Annotated in this window: 16 protein-coding genes; 8 read left to right on the top strand and 8 right to left on the bottom strand. The window is 47.2% G+C overall.

Going from position 1 to position 19,575, the window contains the following annotated elements; genetic code table 11:
* From OL444_RS27435 to OL444_RS27415, 5 genes are all read left to right on the top strand, one after another.
* Positions 1 to 1,260, top strand: coding sequence for a fasciclin domain-containing protein (locus tag OL444_RS27435; RefSeq protein WP_264728081.1), 1,260 nt, complete (start codon positions 1 to 3; stop codon positions 1,258 to 1,260).
* 36 nt (positions 1,261 to 1,296) lie between these two features.
* A complete protein-coding gene (locus tag OL444_RS27430) occupies positions 1,297 to 2,331 on the top strand; it encodes a fasciclin domain-containing protein (protein ID WP_264728083.1) in 1,035 nt (344 codons plus the stop codon).
* A gap of 45 nt (positions 2,332 to 2,376) precedes the next feature.
* A complete protein-coding gene (locus tag OL444_RS27425) occupies positions 2,377 to 5,661 on the top strand; it encodes a TonB-dependent receptor (protein ID WP_264728086.1) in 3,285 nt (1,094 codons plus the stop codon).
* A gap of 12 nt (positions 5,662 to 5,673) precedes the next feature.
* Positions 5,674 to 7,854 (top strand): IPT/TIG domain-containing protein, encoded by a 2,181-nt coding sequence (locus tag OL444_RS27420; RefSeq protein ID WP_264728088.1) that lies wholly within the window; start codon positions 5,674 to 5,676, stop codon positions 7,852 to 7,854.
* 122 nt (positions 7,855 to 7,976) lie between these two features.
* Positions 7,977 to 8,873, top strand: a complete 897-nt coding sequence (locus tag OL444_RS27415) for a carbohydrate kinase family protein (RefSeq protein ID WP_264728090.1) — start codon at positions 7,977 to 7,979, stop codon at positions 8,871 to 8,873.
* 59 nt (positions 8,874 to 8,932) lie between these two features.
* Here the strand turns inward: OL444_RS27415 and OL444_RS27410 are convergent, their stop codons facing one another.
* Positions 8,933 to 9,505, bottom strand: a complete 573-nt coding sequence (locus OL444_RS27410) for a DUF1579 domain-containing protein (RefSeq protein ID WP_264728092.1) — start codon at positions 9,503 to 9,505, stop codon at positions 8,933 to 8,935.
* 235 nt (positions 9,506 to 9,740) lie between these two features.
* Here OL444_RS27410 and OL444_RS27405 point away from each other — a divergent pair, with 235 nt between their 5' ends.
* Positions 9,741 to 11,168, top strand: coding sequence for a phytoene desaturase family protein (locus tag OL444_RS27405; RefSeq protein ID WP_264728094.1), 1,428 nt, complete (start codon positions 9,741 to 9,743; stop codon positions 11,166 to 11,168).
* An 88-nt stretch (positions 11,169 to 11,256) separates the two neighbouring features.
* On the opposite strand, the gene OL444_RS27400 is transcribed toward OL444_RS27405, so the two are convergent.
* Genes OL444_RS27400 through OL444_RS27390 form a run of 3 tightly spaced genes read right to left on the bottom strand, consistent with a single transcriptional unit; the run spans position 11,257 to position 12,936 of the window.
* On the bottom strand, positions 11,257 to 11,976 hold the full coding sequence (locus tag OL444_RS27400) for a T9SS type B sorting domain-containing protein (RefSeq protein ID WP_264728096.1): 720 nt from the start codon (positions 11,974 to 11,976) through the stop codon (positions 11,257 to 11,259).
* Positions 11,977 to 12,006: 30 nt separating this feature from the next.
* Positions 12,007 to 12,270, bottom strand: coding sequence for a hypothetical protein (locus OL444_RS27395; protein ID WP_264728098.1), 264 nt, complete (start codon positions 12,268 to 12,270; stop codon positions 12,007 to 12,009).
* Positions 12,271 to 12,294: 24 nt separating this feature from the next.
* Positions 12,295 to 12,936, bottom strand: a complete 642-nt coding sequence (locus OL444_RS27390; RefSeq protein ID WP_264728100.1) for an IPT/TIG domain-containing protein — start codon at positions 12,934 to 12,936, stop codon at positions 12,295 to 12,297.
* 746 nt (positions 12,937 to 13,682) lie between these two features.
* On the opposite strand from OL444_RS27390, the gene OL444_RS27385 reads away from it, so the two are divergent.
* Positions 13,683 to 14,129 (top strand): DUF1801 domain-containing protein, encoded by a 447-nt coding sequence (locus OL444_RS27385; RefSeq protein ID WP_264728102.1) that lies wholly within the window; start codon positions 13,683 to 13,685, stop codon positions 14,127 to 14,129.
* Between the two features lie 52 nt (positions 14,130 to 14,181).
* Here OL444_RS27385 and OL444_RS27380 read toward each other — a convergent pair whose 3' ends face one another.
* The 4 genes from OL444_RS27380 to OL444_RS27365 all read right to left on the bottom strand — a co-directional run bounded on the left by OL444_RS27380 (position 14,182) and on the right by OL444_RS27365 (position 18,433).
* A complete protein-coding gene (locus tag OL444_RS27380; protein ID WP_264728103.1) occupies positions 14,182 to 15,717 on the bottom strand; it encodes a calcineurin-like phosphoesterase C-terminal domain-containing protein in 1,536 nt (511 codons plus the stop codon).
* Positions 15,718 to 15,822: 105 nt separating this feature from the next.
* Positions 15,823 to 16,860 (bottom strand): MlaD family protein, encoded by a 1,038-nt coding sequence (locus OL444_RS27375; protein ID WP_264728105.1) that lies wholly within the window; start codon positions 16,858 to 16,860, stop codon positions 15,823 to 15,825.
* Between the two features lie 3 nt (positions 16,861 to 16,863).
* Complete coding sequence (locus tag OL444_RS27370; protein WP_264728107.1) at positions 16,864 to 17,637, bottom strand: ABC transporter ATP-binding protein; 774 nt, start codon at positions 17,635 to 17,637, stop codon at positions 16,864 to 16,866.
* Position 17,638: 1 nt separating this feature from the next.
* Positions 17,639 to 18,433 carry an MlaE family ABC transporter permease gene (locus tag OL444_RS27365; protein ID WP_264728109.1) on the bottom strand — a complete coding sequence of 265 codons (795 nt, stop codon included), beginning with the start codon at positions 18,431 to 18,433 and terminating at the stop codon, positions 17,639 to 17,641.
* A 244-nt stretch (positions 18,434 to 18,677) separates the two neighbouring features.
* Between OL444_RS27365 and OL444_RS27360 the strand changes: the two genes are divergently transcribed.
* A complete protein-coding gene (locus OL444_RS27360; RefSeq protein WP_264728111.1) occupies positions 18,678 to 19,553 on the top strand; it encodes a sugar phosphate isomerase/epimerase family protein in 876 nt (291 codons plus the stop codon).
* Positions 19,554 to 19,575 lie beyond the last annotated feature (22 nt).

Below are 19,575 nucleotides of genomic sequence, written 5' to 3'. Positions count from 1 at the left end.
ATGAAAAAGAAAATACAAAGTTTTATAAATGTGAAGGTGATTTGTGGGGCGCTGATTGGTATTTGTTTATTCAATACCGCCTGCAAAAAAAAGGAGTTCATGCCGGAGCCGGAAGGACAGCAGGTTCCTTATGTGGACAGTGTGCAAACCAGCATGCAGGCGCTGTTAAAGACGTCTCCCTACAAATTGTTCTATGCAGCCTGGCAACGCAGTCACATGGAGCAGTTTATCATCGAAAAAGGTGAAAAACGCCTCATGACCCTGTTCGTACCGGATGATGCGGCTATGCGGGCAGCCGGACTGGATGAGGCGGGGATCAATGCCCGTACACCGGAACAACTGGACTCTCTCGTGATGTACCATTTGCTGCGGGATAAAATGGAGGTACTGGGGTTGCAATCACAATTAATAAGCGTATCACATACGACCTTTTTAGTGCACCCTCAGCTGAAACAGTATTTAATATTGCCAGGAAATGCTGGCGGAAATATAGTGGCCTATGAATACCGGCATTATACCATGGTTGGTAAAGATGGTGGTTTGGTGATCAATGGTAACCCCTGTGGCAACTATAAACCTACTGTAGTGCTGAATGGAATACTGTGGCCGGTGAATCGGGTATTACTACCCCCAACAAAGCATATCATAGATTACATCAATGAGGACCCACGGTTTTCTTATCTGAAAGAGATAAATGAAATCAATAAAGTCATCTGGGACGGAATCGTATTTGGAAGTTTTCCACGTCTTGCAGATCTCGACCTGGGGCCTGCAGGGGATGTGGTAACATTCAACGCCTTCCTGGCGCCTACAAATGAGGCCTTTCATAAGGCAGGTTTTAAGGACCTGGCAGACCTGGAAGCTGTTAGCAACCGCTTTACGCCTGAACCGGACTGGGATAATTACAAGATAGATGCCCTTATCCCAACAGATAGCATCCTGGCTTATCATAACTGGGGGCGCATGTATGCACAATACGGTAACTATGGCAGAGGGCCAGCTAAGCCATCTGTGTTTTTTACCGCTGATATGCGGAATGAGGCGATTGGCAACTATCAGTTGCATACGTCCGGATGGAAGATAGATGAATACCTGATGCCACTGTATTTCATTAATGAAGGAAATACGGTCAGCATTCAGGTGAAAGGATCCAAAGCGCCACCGGTTAAAATTATTGAAGCCAATATCAATACGTTTGAAGGACCGCTACATATTGTGGATGGCTTGCTTATTCCGGATGGATTCAAAGTACACTACTAATTTTCCGTTAATAGCAAAAGGTTAATGATGAACAACATGAACACAGCAACAACGCTTTCTGCCTGCCGGAAAAGCAGTAAAAAATATTTCACTTGCGGCCTCTCTGTCATCAGTTTTTCTTTATTGATGCTGACAGCCTGTAAGAAGAATGATGATATGGATGTCAACGCGGGCAACCAAAACCGTATCCCGCAGATAGTAGCCGATAACTTCAACCTGAAGATGCTGCATGCATCCATTGGCCGCAGTAATCTTAAGCCTTTGTTATCAGGTGATGGGCCTTTTACATTATTGGCGCCTTCTGATGCCGCTTTCAAAGAGGCAGGATACGGTACACCGCTATCTATCGCTACTGCCAGCCAGTCGCTGATTATCAATACCACTGCCTATCATGTACTGAACGGTAACTATGACCTGAACAGAATGCCTTTCCTGTTTAACCAGGAAATACGTTCACAGGGTGGTGGTAAGCTTTATGTAACCCGCTGGGTGAAAGGCAATGATACCGTTATCACAGTGAATGGCAGCCGCGTGCTCGCACAGGGTATTAAAGCTACCAATGGTCAGGTACAGGTAATCAATCGTTTACTGGAGCCTTATCTCCATGAAACCGTCACAGATGCAGTAACGGCAGAAACCAGCCTGACATTATTCAGCCAGGCATTACAAAGATCAGGTTTGTCCACTTTGCTGAAAGGCAAAGGTCCCTATACCGTTTATGCTCCTTCCAATGAGGCCATGGCTAAATATGGTTATCAGACAATGGAAGATATCGAAAAAGCAGACCCTGAAAAACTGGCTGTTGTACTGCGTTACCACATCGCGGCAGACCGTCGCTTTGTGTACGATTATATCCTGAGTACCAACGCTACTGTCACCACACAGGGAATGATTGATAATAACACCGTGAAAGTGCAGCTGGTACCAGATGCACAGGCGCCTGGCCTTTACAAAAGTATCACCCTGCAGGGAACGGGTAACACGCTGGTGTCCAATCTCGTGCGTCAGAATATCATTACAGGCAACGGCGTATTACATATAGTGGACCAGGTACTGAAAATAACACAGTAAAACATGTACAGGAGCGCTACTCATCATCATTTACAATTAAAAGTAATGAACACAAAAAAAATAGCTACAACGATATTTTCTCTTTTGCTGTTGCTGTTACTGTTGCCATTCTCCTTTACCGTGATGGCACAGGAAACTTCCGGCGGTCTGGCAGGGAAGGCACAGGACGGTCAGGGACAGGCATTACCGGGTGTTACCATCATTGCGGTACACGAACCTTCCGGAACCCGTTACCCGGTCGTAACAGATGGAGGCGGCCGTTACCGCTTACTGGGCATGCGTATCGGCGGCCCCTATAGCGTAACCGCTACCATGATGGGTATGGCGCCACAAAAACAACAGAACATAACTGTGCGTTTGGGCGAACCGCAGCAACTGAACTTCGTGATGGCAGATGAACGTAAACAACTCTCTGAAATCGTGGTGAAAGGCGCTAAAAAAGGACCTAAAGCCAATAACTATGGCGCCGGTCAGAACATCAGCCGCAGCCAGATCAACAATATGCCTACCGTAAGCCGCAGCATCCAGGATATCACCCGGATGGTGCCTCAGGGTAGTAAAGATAACAGCTTCGGTGGTTCCAACTTCCGTTATAACAACGTCACAATTGATGGTGCCGTTAATAACGATGCGATTGGTTTTAGCCCTTCTATGGGTGGTCAGAGCGGTACTTCCGGTCAGCCGGGTAGCAGTACCCGTACCAACCCCGTATCCCTGGATGCGATTGAAGATATGCAGGTATACCTCGCACCTTTCGACGTGAAGATCGGTAACTTCACCGGTGGTAGCGTGAATGCTGTTACCCGCAGTGGTACCAACACCGTAACCGGTTCGGTATATGGCTTTGGCCGTAACGCCGCCCTGATCGGTAAAAACAAAATTGGTAACAAAGAAAAAATGAACAGCGATTTTCAGGACTATCAGGTAGGTGTACGTGTAGGTTTCCCGATTATCAAAAACAAATTGTTCTTCTTCACCAACGAAGAAATCACCCGCAGAACCGACCCGGCACAGCTGCTGGCAGGTAAGGAAGAAACAGCCCGTATCCTGAGTGAGAAAGATGCAGAAGATATCCGCAATGCCACTATCAAAAACTATGGCAACATCTTCGATCCGGGAACCGCAGGCGTATACAATTCTTCTTCCGAATCCAACAAATTCTTTAACCGCATCGACTGGAACATCAACGATAAACACCAGTTGTCTGTACGTAACAATACCATCACTTCCAGTGCTGTCAACCTGGATCGTGACCAGCAGGACTTCCGTTTCAGCAGCATGGCATTCAAACAAACGAATAACCAGAGCAGCACCGTAGCGGAACTGAAAAGCCGTTTCAATAACAAATGGTCCAACAGTTTTGTAGCTGGTTTCACCACAGTGCATGACTACCGTGATCCGTTGAGCGATCCTACTTTACCGCAGATCCAGATCATGGGCCGTACCCCTGGTACTACCATCTACCTGGGTACCGACAGGGAAGCGGCGATCTTCAACATGAAACAACGTACCATCGAAATCACGAATAACCTCACCTGGAACAAAGGCAAACACACCGTATTGTTTGGTACGCACAATGAATTGTACCACATCGATTATGGTTTCGTGAACAGCTGGAACGGCAGGGTAGATTTCCTGAGTATCGATGATTACATGAAAAACACCCCTTACCGTGTAAGAGGTAGCTACAACTACAACAATAACAGCCGTGATTATATCATGAGCAATCCCGGTGCTGTATTTAATGTGAATCTTTACAGCGTATATGTGCAGGATGCGATCCAGGTAACGGATAAACTGACCGTTACACCTGGTTTACGTGCAGACTATACACACCTGCCTACCAAACCTGAACTGAGTGATAAAGTAACCAATGCGATAGCAGATCCATATTTTGGTTCCACTTATCATTATACACCACTGAACCGTATCAGCAATAAATACTTTGGTAAAGTGCAGATATCGCCGCGTTTAGGTTTCCGCTACGACTGGCTGGGTGACCAGAGTCTGATTGTACGGGGTGGTATTGGTATGTTTACCGGTAGAATACCATTTGCGTGGCTGGCCTATGCCTACTACAACAATGGCGTCAACTATGGTTCATTTGACCAGAAAGCAGACCAGAAACCATTTGCACCAGGCAGTGATGCGATTAAACCAGGTAAGAATGGTATCGCTGATTTCATTGAGCAGAACGGTACCATTACCAACAACGGCAACGCCGGTAAAACACAGGTGGATCTGATCGACAATAACTTTGTAATGCCGAAGATCCTGCGTCTGAGCCTCGCGGTAGACCGCACTACTGCCAGCCAGTGGAAATTCGGTGTGGAAGGTATGGTCACCAAAAGTATCAAGGAAGTATTCTTCCAGCAGGTAAACATTACCGATAATCCGAGGTATTATGCTTACGATAAAGATAGGCAGCAGCCAATCTACTCCGGTAGCATTGATCCGCATTTCTCCAATGCTTATCTGTTGACTAACACCAATAAAGGTTACCGTTTCAGTATTACAGGTACTGCCAGCAAAACCTTCAACTCCGGTCTGTTTGTATCCGGCGCCTATACCTATGGTGAAAGTAAGGATGCATTCAACGGTATCCGTAACTCCATGGAATCCAACTGGCAGCTGAACCAGGCTTTAAGTCCGAACAGCGCGCCATTAGCTAACTCCAACTTCGATATACGCCATCGTATCGTGGTAAATGCCAGCTACCGGAAAGCCTGGAACGAAACCTGGGTGAGTTCCCTCAGCCTGTTCTTCAGTGCACAATCCGGTAGTCCGTTTACCTATGGTGTGATGAACAACAGCGTACAGGGTTTACCACAGCAGGTAAGTCTGGCCTACATTCCGCAGGCAGCTGAAAGCATCAACTTCTTCAAGGATCGTGAGATCAACGGAACAACCGTAACAGCCGCAGAACAAGCCGCTGCTTTCAACCAGTTTATTGATGACAACAAATACCTGAGCTCCAGAAGAGGCAATTTCACAGAAAGAAATATGGGCAGAACACCTTGGAATGTACAGGCCGATCTGCACTTTGCACAGGAATTCCACCTGCGTAAATTAAAGACGCACTACATCACCTTCACCGCCGATATCGTGAACCTGACCAATATGCTGAACCGTAACTGGGGTGTAAGCTACTTCTCGCCTAATACTTTTAACTCTACGGCGAGTGTTGGTTTAACGCCAACCCTGTTCCCTCCGGAACAAAATAAAGGCGGTTATCCGGTGTATACCTTCTCTGATCCCGGAACACCTTATTCCATTGATTATTTCGGTTCCCGGTATCAGGTACAGCTGGGCTTGCGTTACACATTCTAAACAACTGACCATATGCAAAAAATAACACTTTACATACTTACAGGATTAATGGTCTGCCTGCTGGGCATCATGCAGGCCTGTAAAAAAGATAAGATCAACACGGAAGTACCGTTTCTGGTAAATAACTTTTACCCGAACAGTGGTAATGCCGGAACACTGGTAACGATTACCGGTAGCGGCTTTAGTGCGGATGCTTCCCAGAATAATATTTCCTTCAACGGCACAGTGGCAGAAGTGATCAGTGTGGCGGATACTATATTGGTAGTACGTGCGCCGGAAAAAGGACAAAGCGGTACCATTACTTTTTCCAATGGTTCAAAATCCGTAAACGTAGGTAGCTATACCTATCAGAAACTGAGTTTGCAAAAAATAAACCCTGTCAATGGTCCTGCGGGTACGCAGATCCGTATCAGCGGTACAGGTTTCAGCAGCCTGAGTGCCCCTGCGACGGTAACCATCAATGGCAAGGCAGCCACCGTGGTAAGTGCCACGGATACATTATTGGTGGCTGAAATCCCGGATGCCGCAGGTAGTGGTCCTGTTATCGTAAAAGTAGACGGTAACACCTCTACCGGGCAGGCATTCCTGTACCAGGCAGTCACCTCCATCAAACCAAGAACAGGTGCGGCAGGTACCCGTGTAACCATCAATGGGGAAGGATTTGCAGCACTGGCTGCGGGCAACGTTGTTGATTTCAATGGTAAAAAGGCAGAAGTAAAAGAAGTGAGTGGTAAGAAACTGGTGGTAATAGCGCCAGCAGAAGTAACCACCGGCCCCTTGTCTGTTACCATCGATGGTCAGAAAATAACCGGTCCTTCATTTACCCTGGTAGCAGCGCCACATATCCGCCTGGTAAGCCCGCTCAGCGGCCCTGCCGGTGCTGAAATGGTCATCAATGGTCTTAACTTCAGCGAGGTGGCAGATGAAAACGTGGTAACCATCAACAATGTACAGGTGCCTGTGAAAAAGGCTACCGGTGCTGAACTGACCCTTACTTTACCTGCCGGCGTAGGCAAAGGCGACGTGATGTTATCCGTAAACGACCAGGTAATAAAAGGTCCTGAGTTTACAGAACAAAGCCTGGGTATCCAGAAAGTGGAACCTTCCATGGGCCTGGCTGGTACCAAAGTAATCATTACCGGTACCGGTTTCAGTCTGAATGCTGCTGAAAATGAAGTGAGCTTTAATGGCGTTTCCGCATCTGTGGCACGTGTTACCGCAACAACGCTGGAAGTAGTGGCGCCGGAAGGCTTCACCTCCGGACCAATAACCGTGAAGAGAGCGACTTTAAAGGCACAGAGCCCTACCTGGTTTAACCGTGCAGGTATCATTACCATTGCTGGTGGCCCGACATCGGATGACCTTTCCGGAAGTATAAATTCCATTGTGATGGATAATCAGGGTAACCTGTTTGTGGCAGATAACCGTAAATATTTTATCTACAAGATTACACCAACCGGACAGGTGACCGTTTTTGCCGGCAAGCCGGATGAACCCGGATCTGTCGATGGAACAGGCACGGCTGCCCGTATGGGAAACATCTATGGAATGGTAGTAGATATCTACAACAATATTTATGTGTCAGATCAGTTTATGAGCGGTACCATACGTAAAATCACGCCACAGGGTGTAGTGACCACCACCTATAAGACCTCGGAGCGTGTGGGGGCTATCTCAATGGATCGTGTCGGAAATCTGTATGTTACCAATGAATATAGAGGTATCACCAAAATTTACCCGGATGGTGCATCTGAAAAGATATTCAATTTTACGGCTACCGAGACTAAAATGGCAATAAACAAACAAGGAGATATCTTCTTTGGAACAGATAATTATGAAGGCAACTTCAAGCGCCTGAATGCGGGGTCAAAAACACCCATTCAGATAGGTAGCGACTATGGATATCAGGATGGTCCGCTGGCGGCAGCGAAGTTCGGATATGGAATGCCCGCATTCCTGATAGATCAGGACGAAAATCTGATTGTCCTCGATAAAACCAACTTTGCCCTGCGTAAAATAGAGTTTGCAACAAACACCGTGAGTACCCTGCTGAAGCTCGAGAGAGGTTATGTGGATGGCAGCTTTGAGAAAGCTAAAATGGGTTGGCTGACTGACTTTGTGATGGATAAAGATGGTAACTATTATGTAGTGGATCCAAATAACAAAGCCATCAGAAAAATAGTATTAAGATAAACAGGTATAATACAAATACAAAGGCTGAGTGCAATTAAAAACGGGAAAGGCTGCCTCTTTTGGGGCAGCCTCTTTATTTTATATATTTAGGAAGATTTTGACCTTACTCAACCTTTTTACTGATGACAACAAACAGGGAAACACCCGGCATCATCTGTTTTGGAGAAATGTTATGGGACCTGCTGCCAGATAAGGCATTGCCGGGTGGCGCTCCGATGAATGTCGCCTATCACCTGCAGCAACTGCAGGAAAAAATAACCATGGTATCCCGTATCGGTAACGATGAGCGGGGGTATGCGCTGCTGGATATTGTCAGTGGCTATGGCCTGCGCACGGAAGGGATACAAACGGATGACCGGCACGAAACCGGTAAAGTATATGCCAATGTAAATAACCGGAAAGAAGTAACCTACGATATCGTATATCCGGTGGCGTGGGATTTTATTGCGTGGGAATCTACCCTGGCACAGTTACTGTCAACTGCCCGGTATCTGGTATTCGGCAGTCTGGCTTCCCGGAATGAAGTGTCCCGGCAAACCCTGGAAAAGGCATTGGAAGCGGATATCATTAAGGTACTGGATATTAACCTGCGTGCGCCACATTATACACAGGGGCATATTGCCTGGCTGCTTACACACGCCGATATATTGAAACTAAACGAAACAGAACTGCGGCTCATCAGCAATTGGTACGATGGATTTGAAGATAATGAGGCCGCGATGCGGGCGTTATCTACCCGCTTTAATATTCCTGTGGTGGTAGTGACCCTGGGAGAAGCCGGCGCTATCCTGTACCGGGAGGAACGGTTTTATTATCAACCTGGCCTGCCGGTAGTGGTGGCGGATACGATTGGCAGTGGCGATGCTTTTCTGGCGGGATTGTTACATAGCTTTATACAACAACGGCCGGATCAGGAGAGCCTGGCTTTCGCCAATGCGCTGGGTGCGCTTGTAGCTTCCCGCTCTGGTGGCTGTCCGGCCTATGAGGTGTCGGAAATAACAGCCTGGCTGACATTATAAAATAAATACGGCAACAGGTGAGTGACCTGTTACCGTATATACATTCACGTTAGTGGGTATTATTTCCGGGTGAATTTAATTTCCATATCCTTGAATTCCTTGCCATCCACTTCGCGGAACATCTCCATGCTGTGATGGTTGTTGTCCTGCCATTTCAGGAGTTCCTTTACCACCATTGGTTTGCCGGAAATAGGATCCTGGCATTTTCCCTTTAACACGACGGCTTTCTCCGCTTCTTCCCAGTTGCCTTCCAGTACAATGATGCCGGTACCCATGTTATCCATCCAGGTACTGATAAATAGTTTCCGGGCATTATCGTAGGCCATGGTGCCGATGCCTTCGAAAGGCATGCCCATAAAGTCGCCGAGGAAGCGGCTTTCCTGGTAGCGTCCGCCGAGGATCATTTTGTAGCTACAGTTGCCGGTAGAGGTTTGTGGTGCGGCGCCGGGGCTTTCCCAGAAAGTCATCGTGGAGCTCCAGTCGCCATTGGTAGCGGCCATTTTTTCATGCATGGGACCCGGTGTCATATAGGCCGCCCAGGCTTTCTGGGTGGCGGCAGCATCCTGCTGTGCCAGGGCTGCAGTGGAAATTAACAGGCATAACGCAGCTGTTAACAGGTGAAGTGTTTTCATTTTGTGCAGCTGTTTAAGTGTGGTTAGAAATAAAGTGTGTTACAGTTAAATATAGTATCTGTCAGTAAGTTACCAATTTACCGGCAACCCACGAAGATATGAGTGTTGCACCGTGTAATAAAGAAGCGGGCAGCCATTTAAATTTGGCGGCTTACCCGGGCTGTGGTAACTTAGGGAACGATCAGATATACCCCAAAAAGGATACGCCTGTTTACTGCAAAAGCGACCAAACACGATGGAGAAAAACGTATTTGATGCCATTGTTGTGGGCGCCGGTCCCAACGGATTAGCGGCGGCCATTACCTTACAACGGGCCGGTTTATCGGTACTATTACTGGAATCAAAAGACACCGTAGGTGGTGGCATGCGTACGCAGCAACTCACGCTGCCCGGCTTTTACCACGATGTATGTTCTGCCATACATCCCATGGCCATGGCATCGCCTTTCTTTGCCAGCCTGCCGTTGCAGGACTACGGACTGGAATTTGTGCATTCCCCGCTGGCAGCAGCCCACCCGTTCGACGATGGGCACGCGGCTTTTTTATCCCGCTCCCTGGAAGATACCGCTGCCGCATTAGGCGTCGATAAAAAAATATATACTTCTCTTATTGCGCCTATCAGCAGGCATTGGGAGGCCATTGCGGCCGATAGCATGGGACCGTTCCGCCTGCCCCGGCATCCGCTGATCATGGCCGATTTTGGCCGGAATGCGTTATTGCCGGCGGCTGTTGTGGCGGCACGTTTTAGTACACCGGCTGCAAAAGGGCTATGGGCAGGCATGGCAGGTCATGCCATCCAACCGCTTACCAACTGGACAACCGCCGCCATCGCCCTGGTACTATGTGCCGTGGGTCACCGATACGGCTGGCCTGTGCCCAAAGGCGGTTCGCAGGCCATCGCCCAGGCGATGGCAGCTTATTTTACGGCCCTCGGTGGTGAAATTCGTACCCGCGTGCACGTAACGGCTCCGGAAGACCTGCCATCTCACCGGGCGGTCCTATTCGATGTAACCCCGCGGCAGCTGTTGGCCATTGCCGGCGACCGGTTTACACCGTTGTATCGCTGTCAGTTGAGCCGTTACCGTTATGGTGCAGGTATCTTCAAAATCGACTGGGCACTGCAGGAACCCATTCCTTTTAAAGCGGCCGCCTGCCGCCAGGCCGCCACCGTGCACCTGGGCAATACCTTCGAAGAAATTGCCTTCGCAGAGCAACAGGTACACGACGGAAAACACCCGGCCAATCCCTTCGTATTGCTGGCGCAGCAAAGCCTGTTTGATCAGCGGGCGCCGGCAGGCCGGCACACGGCCTGGGCCTATTGCCACGTGCCCAATGGTTCCGTCACCGATATGACCAGCATCATCGAAAAACAGGTAGAACGTTTTGCACCGGGCTTCCGCGATATCATCCTCGATAAACACACCATGAATACCCACGAGATGGAAGCTTACAATCCCAACTACGTAGGGGGTGATATCAATGGAGGTATCATGGATATCAGGCAGCTGTATACACGGCCGGTACTCAGCTTATCGCCGTACCGTACTTCCGCCAAGGGGATGTATATATGTTCGTCTGCAACGCCGCCGGGTGGCGGCGTGCATGGGATGTGTGGGTATCATGCGGCAAAAGCGGTGTTGAAGGATTTGAAGATTGATAATTAAGCGACCGGTGTTATTACTGGATGCTTAAGTTTTGGTTTTGTTGAGAATTGGCATTAATAGAGGTCGATTGCATTGCTAAGACTGGATTTTAATAAATGACCTGTATCCAGCCTTTGAACTCTTTTCCGCCGGGATACGTACAACTATAGAAGGTGATGATATAAAAATAGGTATCAGGAGGCACCACTTCTGTTCCATTATACCGGTATCCGTTCCAATAGGTTATACCGCTTATCAGACCTGTATTCAGGAAGGCATTGCCCCAGCCATTTACGCCAACAGTATTTTCATTATCCAGATAAGTAGCACCGTTTGAATTGGTAATAAGCACCTTGTATTTATAAGCTCCGATAGGTACCTGCGCACTGTAAGGGTCTTTATTCGCATTTCTGATTTCCCAGGTATCGTTTTTTCCATCTCCATTTGGAGTAATGACGTTAGGGATAAAGAGGTTTAAATCTCCTGATGCTAAGGGTGGTACTGTTACTGTAGAACGCCCGAGTGCTCCGGTAGCGTTATCATATACTATAACCGAATAGGTAGTTGCAATAATAGGTTGGGGATCTATAATTATAAAAGGTTTATTTTCCGATCTTATAGATCCAGCACCAATAATCCCATAATTATATTGAAAATTACCTGATCCACCAGTAACAGTAGTTGTTAACGTTCTGGATTCACAGTTGGTTATACCTCCGCCGTTGGTTGTTAGCTTTACAGTAAGTTGAGCTTGAGCAGGGTTTAAGAAAGATAGCATAATAAAATGGCAAAAGAGGTATAATGGGATGTATCTTTTCATGGTTAACATGTGTATGAGGGTTTAAACTTGATATTATGACTATTGTGCAGAATTAGAATGGAATATAGCTTTAGCATTTAACTTGTCCCTAAACGTTTTTGATTCTTGATAATGATGAATGAATTTCAACAGTGTTGGGTCTTCGTGTTTATCAGATATGCTTTTAAATTCAATTCCAGGAACCATGTTGACTGGTGTTTGTGGTACTTTTGTTTTAGGTTCCTGCAATGCTTCTTTTTGACAGGAAAAATAAAACATTACCAGTAAGATGCTTATAGATGTGAGTCTGTTTTTTTTGCCCATATTGTTATATTTTATTTTTGAAACTTATGGTATTACTGTGATAGGATAACGCCCCCCAATATTGTTCCCTATTATAAATCTATTAATCGGTGTGAAAAATACAAGTTCGCCCGAAACTACTTTAGGAGGAACAACTAGCTTGATTAAACTATTATTGATAAATGTGACTTTGCCTATTATTCCAAATCCTTGATCACCGGGGGGAATAAATATAATTGCCTTTCTATCTCTGGGATCTGCAAATCCTTTTCCCGTTATAGTAATCGTATCGCCAATGTGGACAGTTAGAGGGGCCATAGAATAGACCCTGGGGGTCAAATTTGAATAAAAATAGGTGGTATCCTGTTTTTGAAATCCGGTTACTTTGAGGATAAGTTCAGCAACTAAAGTTGTATCATCAGGAAAAACTCCCTTAGGCAATTTAGCACGGATACTATTACCTGTGACTGCACCGGTGACAGGAATCCCGTTTATTTTTATGTCATTGTTTTCAGCTATCGGGCTGAAGTTTTTACCATAAATGTTGAATGTTTCTCCTTCTGCCACAAAAAGCGGTGATATGGAATCAATAATGGGACTGTTGTCATAGAGGTTGGCTGCATTTTTTTTGCAGGCGCTAATAGTTAGTAAAATGGCGAGGAATGGTAAATAGCAGGTTTTCATCATGGTTTGAGATTTCTCCGTATGTAACAATAATGTAGTGAGGAAGCTAAATCATCGATATTCTCGTCTTTCTTTTATTTCCTGGGCCGTAGGTATCAGCGGTAATTGGTTTTGCCTTATAACGTATAATATAGCCAATTGTTTTCTTTTTAACCTTAAACGTGAGATTGTTATTTTATAATAGTACTTAATAACTATAATGGAAGATACATTTGTGTCCCTATTCTTATACTAATCAAAGAATCGGGAAAGAATACAGCAGGGAGGATTTTACATTCCATTGCTTCAAAAGGTTGATATATGAATGGTTTGCCTTTTGGAGATTGGTCAGGTGTGAAAGGTACCGGGCGACCAGGCCGTCGAAAAAGTAGTTTACCTCAGCCTGATGCAAGCTCAAAAAAATGGATCATGCCTCAAAGAGACTGGCCCATTATGTTAATACAGTTTATAAATCTTTTGGGTCAACAGCGATGCAGCTTACTGTTATGAACAGAATACAGTTTACACAGTTATCTTAACACTCCTATTTTGTATGGAGGTTTCTATACCGATTAACGCTAGAGCGTCGTTACCTTTTTCCATCCAGCCGCTATGCCATTCAGTTGATTCCTTTTCAGATTTATCAAGATGATAACCCGTACTATCTTTTTTCTTATATCTTTTTTCTTGCCGGAATAATGTTCACCAACAAGGTAATTTATCGGATTTTTATGAGATACGTTATTTTTGTCTCTTAATTTATTCCCGCTATGATCATCACCCCCGAATCCTACATCGCCGCTTTACCGGAAGACCGCAAAGCACCTGTAAGCCGGTTGCGGCAGGAAGTATTACAACATTTGCCGGCTGGTTTTGCAGAAACCATCGGATATGGTATGCTGGCCTATGTGGTGCCGCACACCTTATACCCGGCCGGTTATAAATGCGATCCGAAACTGCCGTTGCCGTTTATGAACATTGCATCGCAGAAAGGGCATATCGCCGTATATCATATGGCATTGTATGCCAGCAGTAGTCTGATGGATTGGTTCCTGGAAGAATGGAAGCAGGTGTCTGCTAAAAAACCGGATATGGGGAAGAGTTGTATCCGGTTCAAAAAACCGGAAAATATTCCGTTTGAACTGATCGGCGCACTGGCCGGAAAAGTAACGCCGCAGGAATGGATTGCCATCTATGAAACGGCATTTACAAAATAAGCGGATATGACTACCGTTGATGACTATACGTAATCATATCCGCTGTAGTTAATTATTCTGTGTAGAGCACCTTATAACTCACGGCATCCAGGCCGCAGGGGTCTGTAGCACGAATTTTCAGCCGGTGTAATCCTGGTGTCAGCTTTGCCGGTACGGGCAGGGTCCAGATATGTTGGGATGTTTTCAGGGAAGCAGCTTCCGCATCGCCATACCCCGACGACATTTTGGTCGGATAATAACCTTTCTTTTCCTGCGCGATGATATACGCAAAGTAAGGGTCAGCCTGTTCTGTACGTTGCATAGGGAGCCAGTTGCCTTCGTCTATCTGTAGTTGAACAGTCGTTTTTTCACTGCCGGCAAATACATTGGCGATAATGGTGTTGGCGGCAATCTGGGCCGTCATGTTACGGAGGGTATCCCACTCATATTTTTGCTCCGGCGCCCAGATATTCATTTGATAATCTTTACCGTATTGTGACGCTTTAAACTGCAGCTGATAATCATTCCCGCTGATGTTGAGCCACCAGTAACCTTTGGGGCTGCCGCAGGCCATCATTGCCTGTGGAATGCCCATGGCATCGTGTTCGCCCTGCCACCAGCTGCCGCAGGTGGCGCCGGCTACCAGCAGTTGCAAAGGGTATTTTCCTTTCCAGCCCTGGGCACGGTCGTAATAGGTGCGGTAGTTGGTATGTGTATGACCGGCTACACATAATACCCGGTCATGTCCGGCCAGCAGGTCAAATAATTCCTGTCTGTTTTCCAGTTCGTCGATGGGTATATGCATATACAATACTACCAGCTGTTCGCGGGGTACTTGCTGCAGGTCATTTTTCAGGAAGGTCAGGTTTTCGGGAGATAACCGCCCGGTATAATTTTTCTGGCCGAGGTAAAACACATCATTGAGGGCAACGAAATGCGCAGGGCCTTCATTAAAGGCATATACCGCCGGACCGAACACGGCTTCATAGCCGGCAGCGGCATCTTTATAATCTGTTTTTTCGTAGCTGATATCATGATTGCCGATGCAGTTGTAGACGGGTTTGCCGGTTACGGCGAGGGCGGCTTTAAAGGCCGGCAGGATTTCCTGTCCGTCGAAACAAAGGTCGCCGAGTGTGATGATGGCATCCGGATTTTCGGGATACAGCTCGCGGATCACCAGGTTTTGGAAGTGATTGATGTCGTCGGAGGCATTTACCTGCGGATCGCCGATGAGAGCCATGTGGAGGCTCTTTTTCACGGGTGTTGGGTAAAGGGCCATATCATATCCGCTGGTTTGTGTCGGTTGTATCGGCTGGTAAAAGGCGGGCATACCGTCTTTACGGGTAGCGGTTTTATACGCAGCAGGTTTGATAACAAATACGTGCCGGCCGGTTGCTGGCAGTTGATACTGGCCATTGTTGCCGGTAAGGGTAATATCGGTACCGTTGGAAACAGTGATACGTGGTAAACCAGGTTCGCCGGCATCGCGTTGGCCATTGTTGTTTTTATCCAGGTAGATGGTTCCGGTAAAGAAGGACTGTGCCGACAGGTAGCTGCTGAAAGACAGCAGGAGCGCGCAACACAGGCCTTTTCTGAAAAGTGGCAGCATGGTATCGAAATAGTTATGGGCAAAACGGCAAATGTAAGGCGCGTTTGCCTGTCTGTTCCGTTGCTGCCGGAATTTAACAGACGGATAATATACCGGCGGTCTGTATTAAGGCCGTTGTTGCCGCAGGGAATCCTGCAGTGCTTTTTCCGCGGCCGCCTGTTCTTTCTTTTCGCGTTTGGCTTCCTTGCGGAAGAATCCCCGCAGGAGGAAATTATGTTGCAAGGCTTCCATGTTCCGGTCCAGTTTCGCCGTGCTGCTTTCCAGGTTGCGGATGGTCTGTTTGATGCCTTCGGCGGTAGCGGCATCGTGCAGCAATACGCCGGCAGGAGAGGTGTTGCTGTTCAGGTTTGTATTGAGCTGACTGGTAGTGGTTTTCAGATCCTGTACCACACCATTGGCCTGACTGGCTACTGCATTCAACGAGGTGGCCGTGGCTCTCAGTTTGCTGAATACAACCGTATCCGTTACCAGGTCATTTGCCAGCGCGCCTTTGGTCTGCAGCTTGGAGGCATAATCGGCCAGGCCATCGGTGAGGCGTTGGGTGTTACTGGCCGTTTTCCGGAGGGTAGCCATGGTAGCTTCCAGGTTGTTGTATACCGAGTCGTTGGTCAGCAGTTTGCCCAGCGTACCTTGTCCGTCTACGAGGTTTTTGGTAATGATTTTCAGGTTGCCGGTAATCACTTCCAGGCTTTTATTGTTGACCTGGAGGGTACGCATGATTTCATCTGTGCTGAGGGCATTTTCCACTTTCAGGAAATCACCGTCTTCCACGGCAGGGGTAGCGGTGGTACCACCGGAGAGTACTACGATTTTATTACCTACAAATCCGTCGGTACTTACTTTTACCTGTACATCTTTATGAATGAATTGCCGGGTGCTGTTTTCGATGTTCATCACCACTTCAATCTGATTGTGCTGGAGGAAGGTGATTTTTTTGACGGTACCGATTTTTACACCGGAGTACCATACGTTGTTACCGGCGGCGAGTCCATTTACATCGTTGAATACAGCATTCACTTTTATCGACCGCACAAATATTTTCCGTTGTCCCCCGAGGGCCAGTATGGCTACAGTAAAGATGGCCAATCCCACAAAAATAAATAGGCCTACAATAACGGATCTTCTGTTGTTGGTTGTTTGCATGTCTTACTGTATGAAATTATATTGATAGAATTCTTTTATCAGGTCATTGTCTGTACGGAATACTTCATCGAAGGAGCCCTGTGAAACAAATTTTCCTTCCTGCATCACGGCAATCCGGTCGCCGGTTTCTTTGGCGCACGTGAGGTCGTGGGTGATGATGATAGAGCTGGTGTTGAATCTTCTTTGTACCTCGTTGATGAGGTTATTGATTTCCGTACAGGTGATAGGATCCAGGCCGGCAGTAGGTTCATCGTACAACATAATCTGTGGCCGGAGAATCAGCGTACGGCCGATACCGATACGTTTGCGTTGTCCGCCGGACAGCTCAGACGGATACTGGTTAATGGTTTGGGTGAGGCCTACCGCATCCAGTACAATGTCCACCATTTTATCGATCTGTTCTTTGCTGAGGCGTTTGTTGTTGCGTTTTAGCGGAAAGGCCAGGTTTTCCCCTACGGTCATACTATCATAGAGGGCACTGCTCTGAAAGGAGAAACCTACTTTCAGGCGTAGCTCCCGCAGTTCGGCATTGCTCAGTTGATCCACTTCCTGCCCCAATACATTCACTGTACCGGCATCCTGTTGCAGTAATCCTACAATAATTTTTATCAGTACGGATTTACCGGTACCGGAGCGTCCCAATACCACCACATTTTCCCCTTTGTGTACATCCACATCCACACCCCGTAATACGTGGTTGTTGCCGAAGGATTTGTATAAATCCCTGATGGAGATCACCACTTCATTCGGGTCAATATCCGGGTTGATTGTTTTCATATTATCTGAGCCAGTTTACGATGGTAACAATGATAATCTCTTCAATAAAAATGAGGAACATGGAAATCACCACCGAAGTATTGGCGGCTTTACCCACGCCCTGTGTGCCTTGTGTGGCATGATATCCCTGGTAGCAACCCACGATGCCGATGGTGAAGCCATATACCATCGCTTTAATGGTAGAAGCAAAAAAATCGAGGAAGGTGATGTTTTTAAAGGCATCGTGAAAAAAGGCGACCATGCTGAGTTGTTCGTTGGCGTGTATATCCAGGTAAGATCCCAGCAGCCCTACCATACCGGTATATGCCATCAGCAATGGTAAACACACTGTGGTGGCCATCACCCGCGTTACCACCAGGTATTTAAACGGATTGATGGCAGAAACCTCCATGGCGTCTATTTGCTCCGTTACCTTCATAGAGCCCAATTCTGCCCCGATGCTGGAACCTACCTTACCTGCACATATCAGCGCGGTTACCAGGGGCGCCAGTGCCCTGACAATTGCAATGGCTATCAGGGAAGGAAGCCAGGAGGTAGCGCCAAATTCGGAGAGGGAGGGGCGCGATTGTTTGGTAAATACCAGTCCGGTAATAAAACCGGTTAAACTGATTAACGCCAGTGATTTGTAGCCTACCTGGAAGCATTGCCGTATAAACTCCGACGTTTCCAGCGGTGGCCGCAGCGCTTCCCGGAAGAAGCGACGCATAAATACATACACGTTGTATACACCCAGAAAAAATGCATCTGTCTTTGCCGAAATCAATGGTTTGTCGGGTTGCCCGTTGTTTGCATCCATTTGCCTTGTTTAAACTGAAATGCTAAGTTGCGTATTATCTGCTAATAATCTTCTTTAATTGTTTATTACAATTATTGTTCTCGTTTTGTTACCGTTCCTTATTTTCCCCGGTACTATTACTTTTCTTTTAATCTTATCTTGTTTGGGGAGATGAAAAGCAATATTTCCCGGCATGTTTTGATATTCCATATTTAGTGATTAACTTAAACGGAGTTCCCGATTCGTTTACCGCTGTAAAAACGTTATGAAAATGAAGCTGCTGCTGACTTTGACCGTTTCTTTAGCCTTATTTTTGCAATCGAATGCACAAACGCGATGGCCGAGGATAGGCATCGCCACCATGGTGGAAAATGATAGCCTCGCCGCCGCCGCCGGTTTTGTTTGCCTGGAGGAAACCGTCAAAAAAATATTATCCCCTGCCGTCAGCGACAGCCAGTTCCGGGCGCAGCTGCCACGGCTCTTGCAAGCCCGCTGCCGCCTGCAATCCTGTAATGTATTTATTCCGGGCCAGCTGAAACTGATAGGCCCCGCTGCAGACGAACCGGCCGTTTTACAGTATGTGGAAACTGTGATGGAGCGCGCAGCAAAGGTCGGCATACAACTAATTGTACTGGGTAGTGGGGAAGCCCGCCGTATTCCGGCAGGTACAGATAGTACCGCCGCCGTACAGCAGTTCATACGCCTCGTCCGGAAAATGGCGGATATCGCCGCCCGGCATCATTGTACCATCGCCATCGAAAACCTGAACCGCTCCGAAACCAATTTTATCAATACCGTGGCTGCGGCCAACGAAATCGTACAAGCAGTCAATCATCCTGCTTTTAAACTAACGGCAGACATCTACCATATGCTCAGAGAAGAGGAGCCGGCTGCGATCATCGAAAAAACAGCGGGTAACCTGGTGCATTGTCATATTGCAGAAAGAGAAAAGAGAGCGCCGCCCGGCGTGGGTAAACAAGACTTCCGGCCCTACCTGGCCGCGTTGCATAAAATAGGTTATCAGGGTCGTATCATGCTGGAATGCCGCTGGGAAAATCCGGCTGCGCAGTATCTGCCCGCACAGCAATACCTGCAGGCACAGATCCGGGAAGTCTGGTATACTACCGGCATAAAAAAATAATCACATCATCATCAACCGAAAA

This window comes from Chitinophaga nivalis (assembly GCF_025989125.1).
GTDB classification, from domain to species: Bacteria; Bacteroidota; Bacteroidia; order Chitinophagales; family Chitinophagaceae; genus Chitinophaga; species Chitinophaga nivalis.
This window is presented reverse-complemented; position numbering and strand designations above follow the sequence as displayed.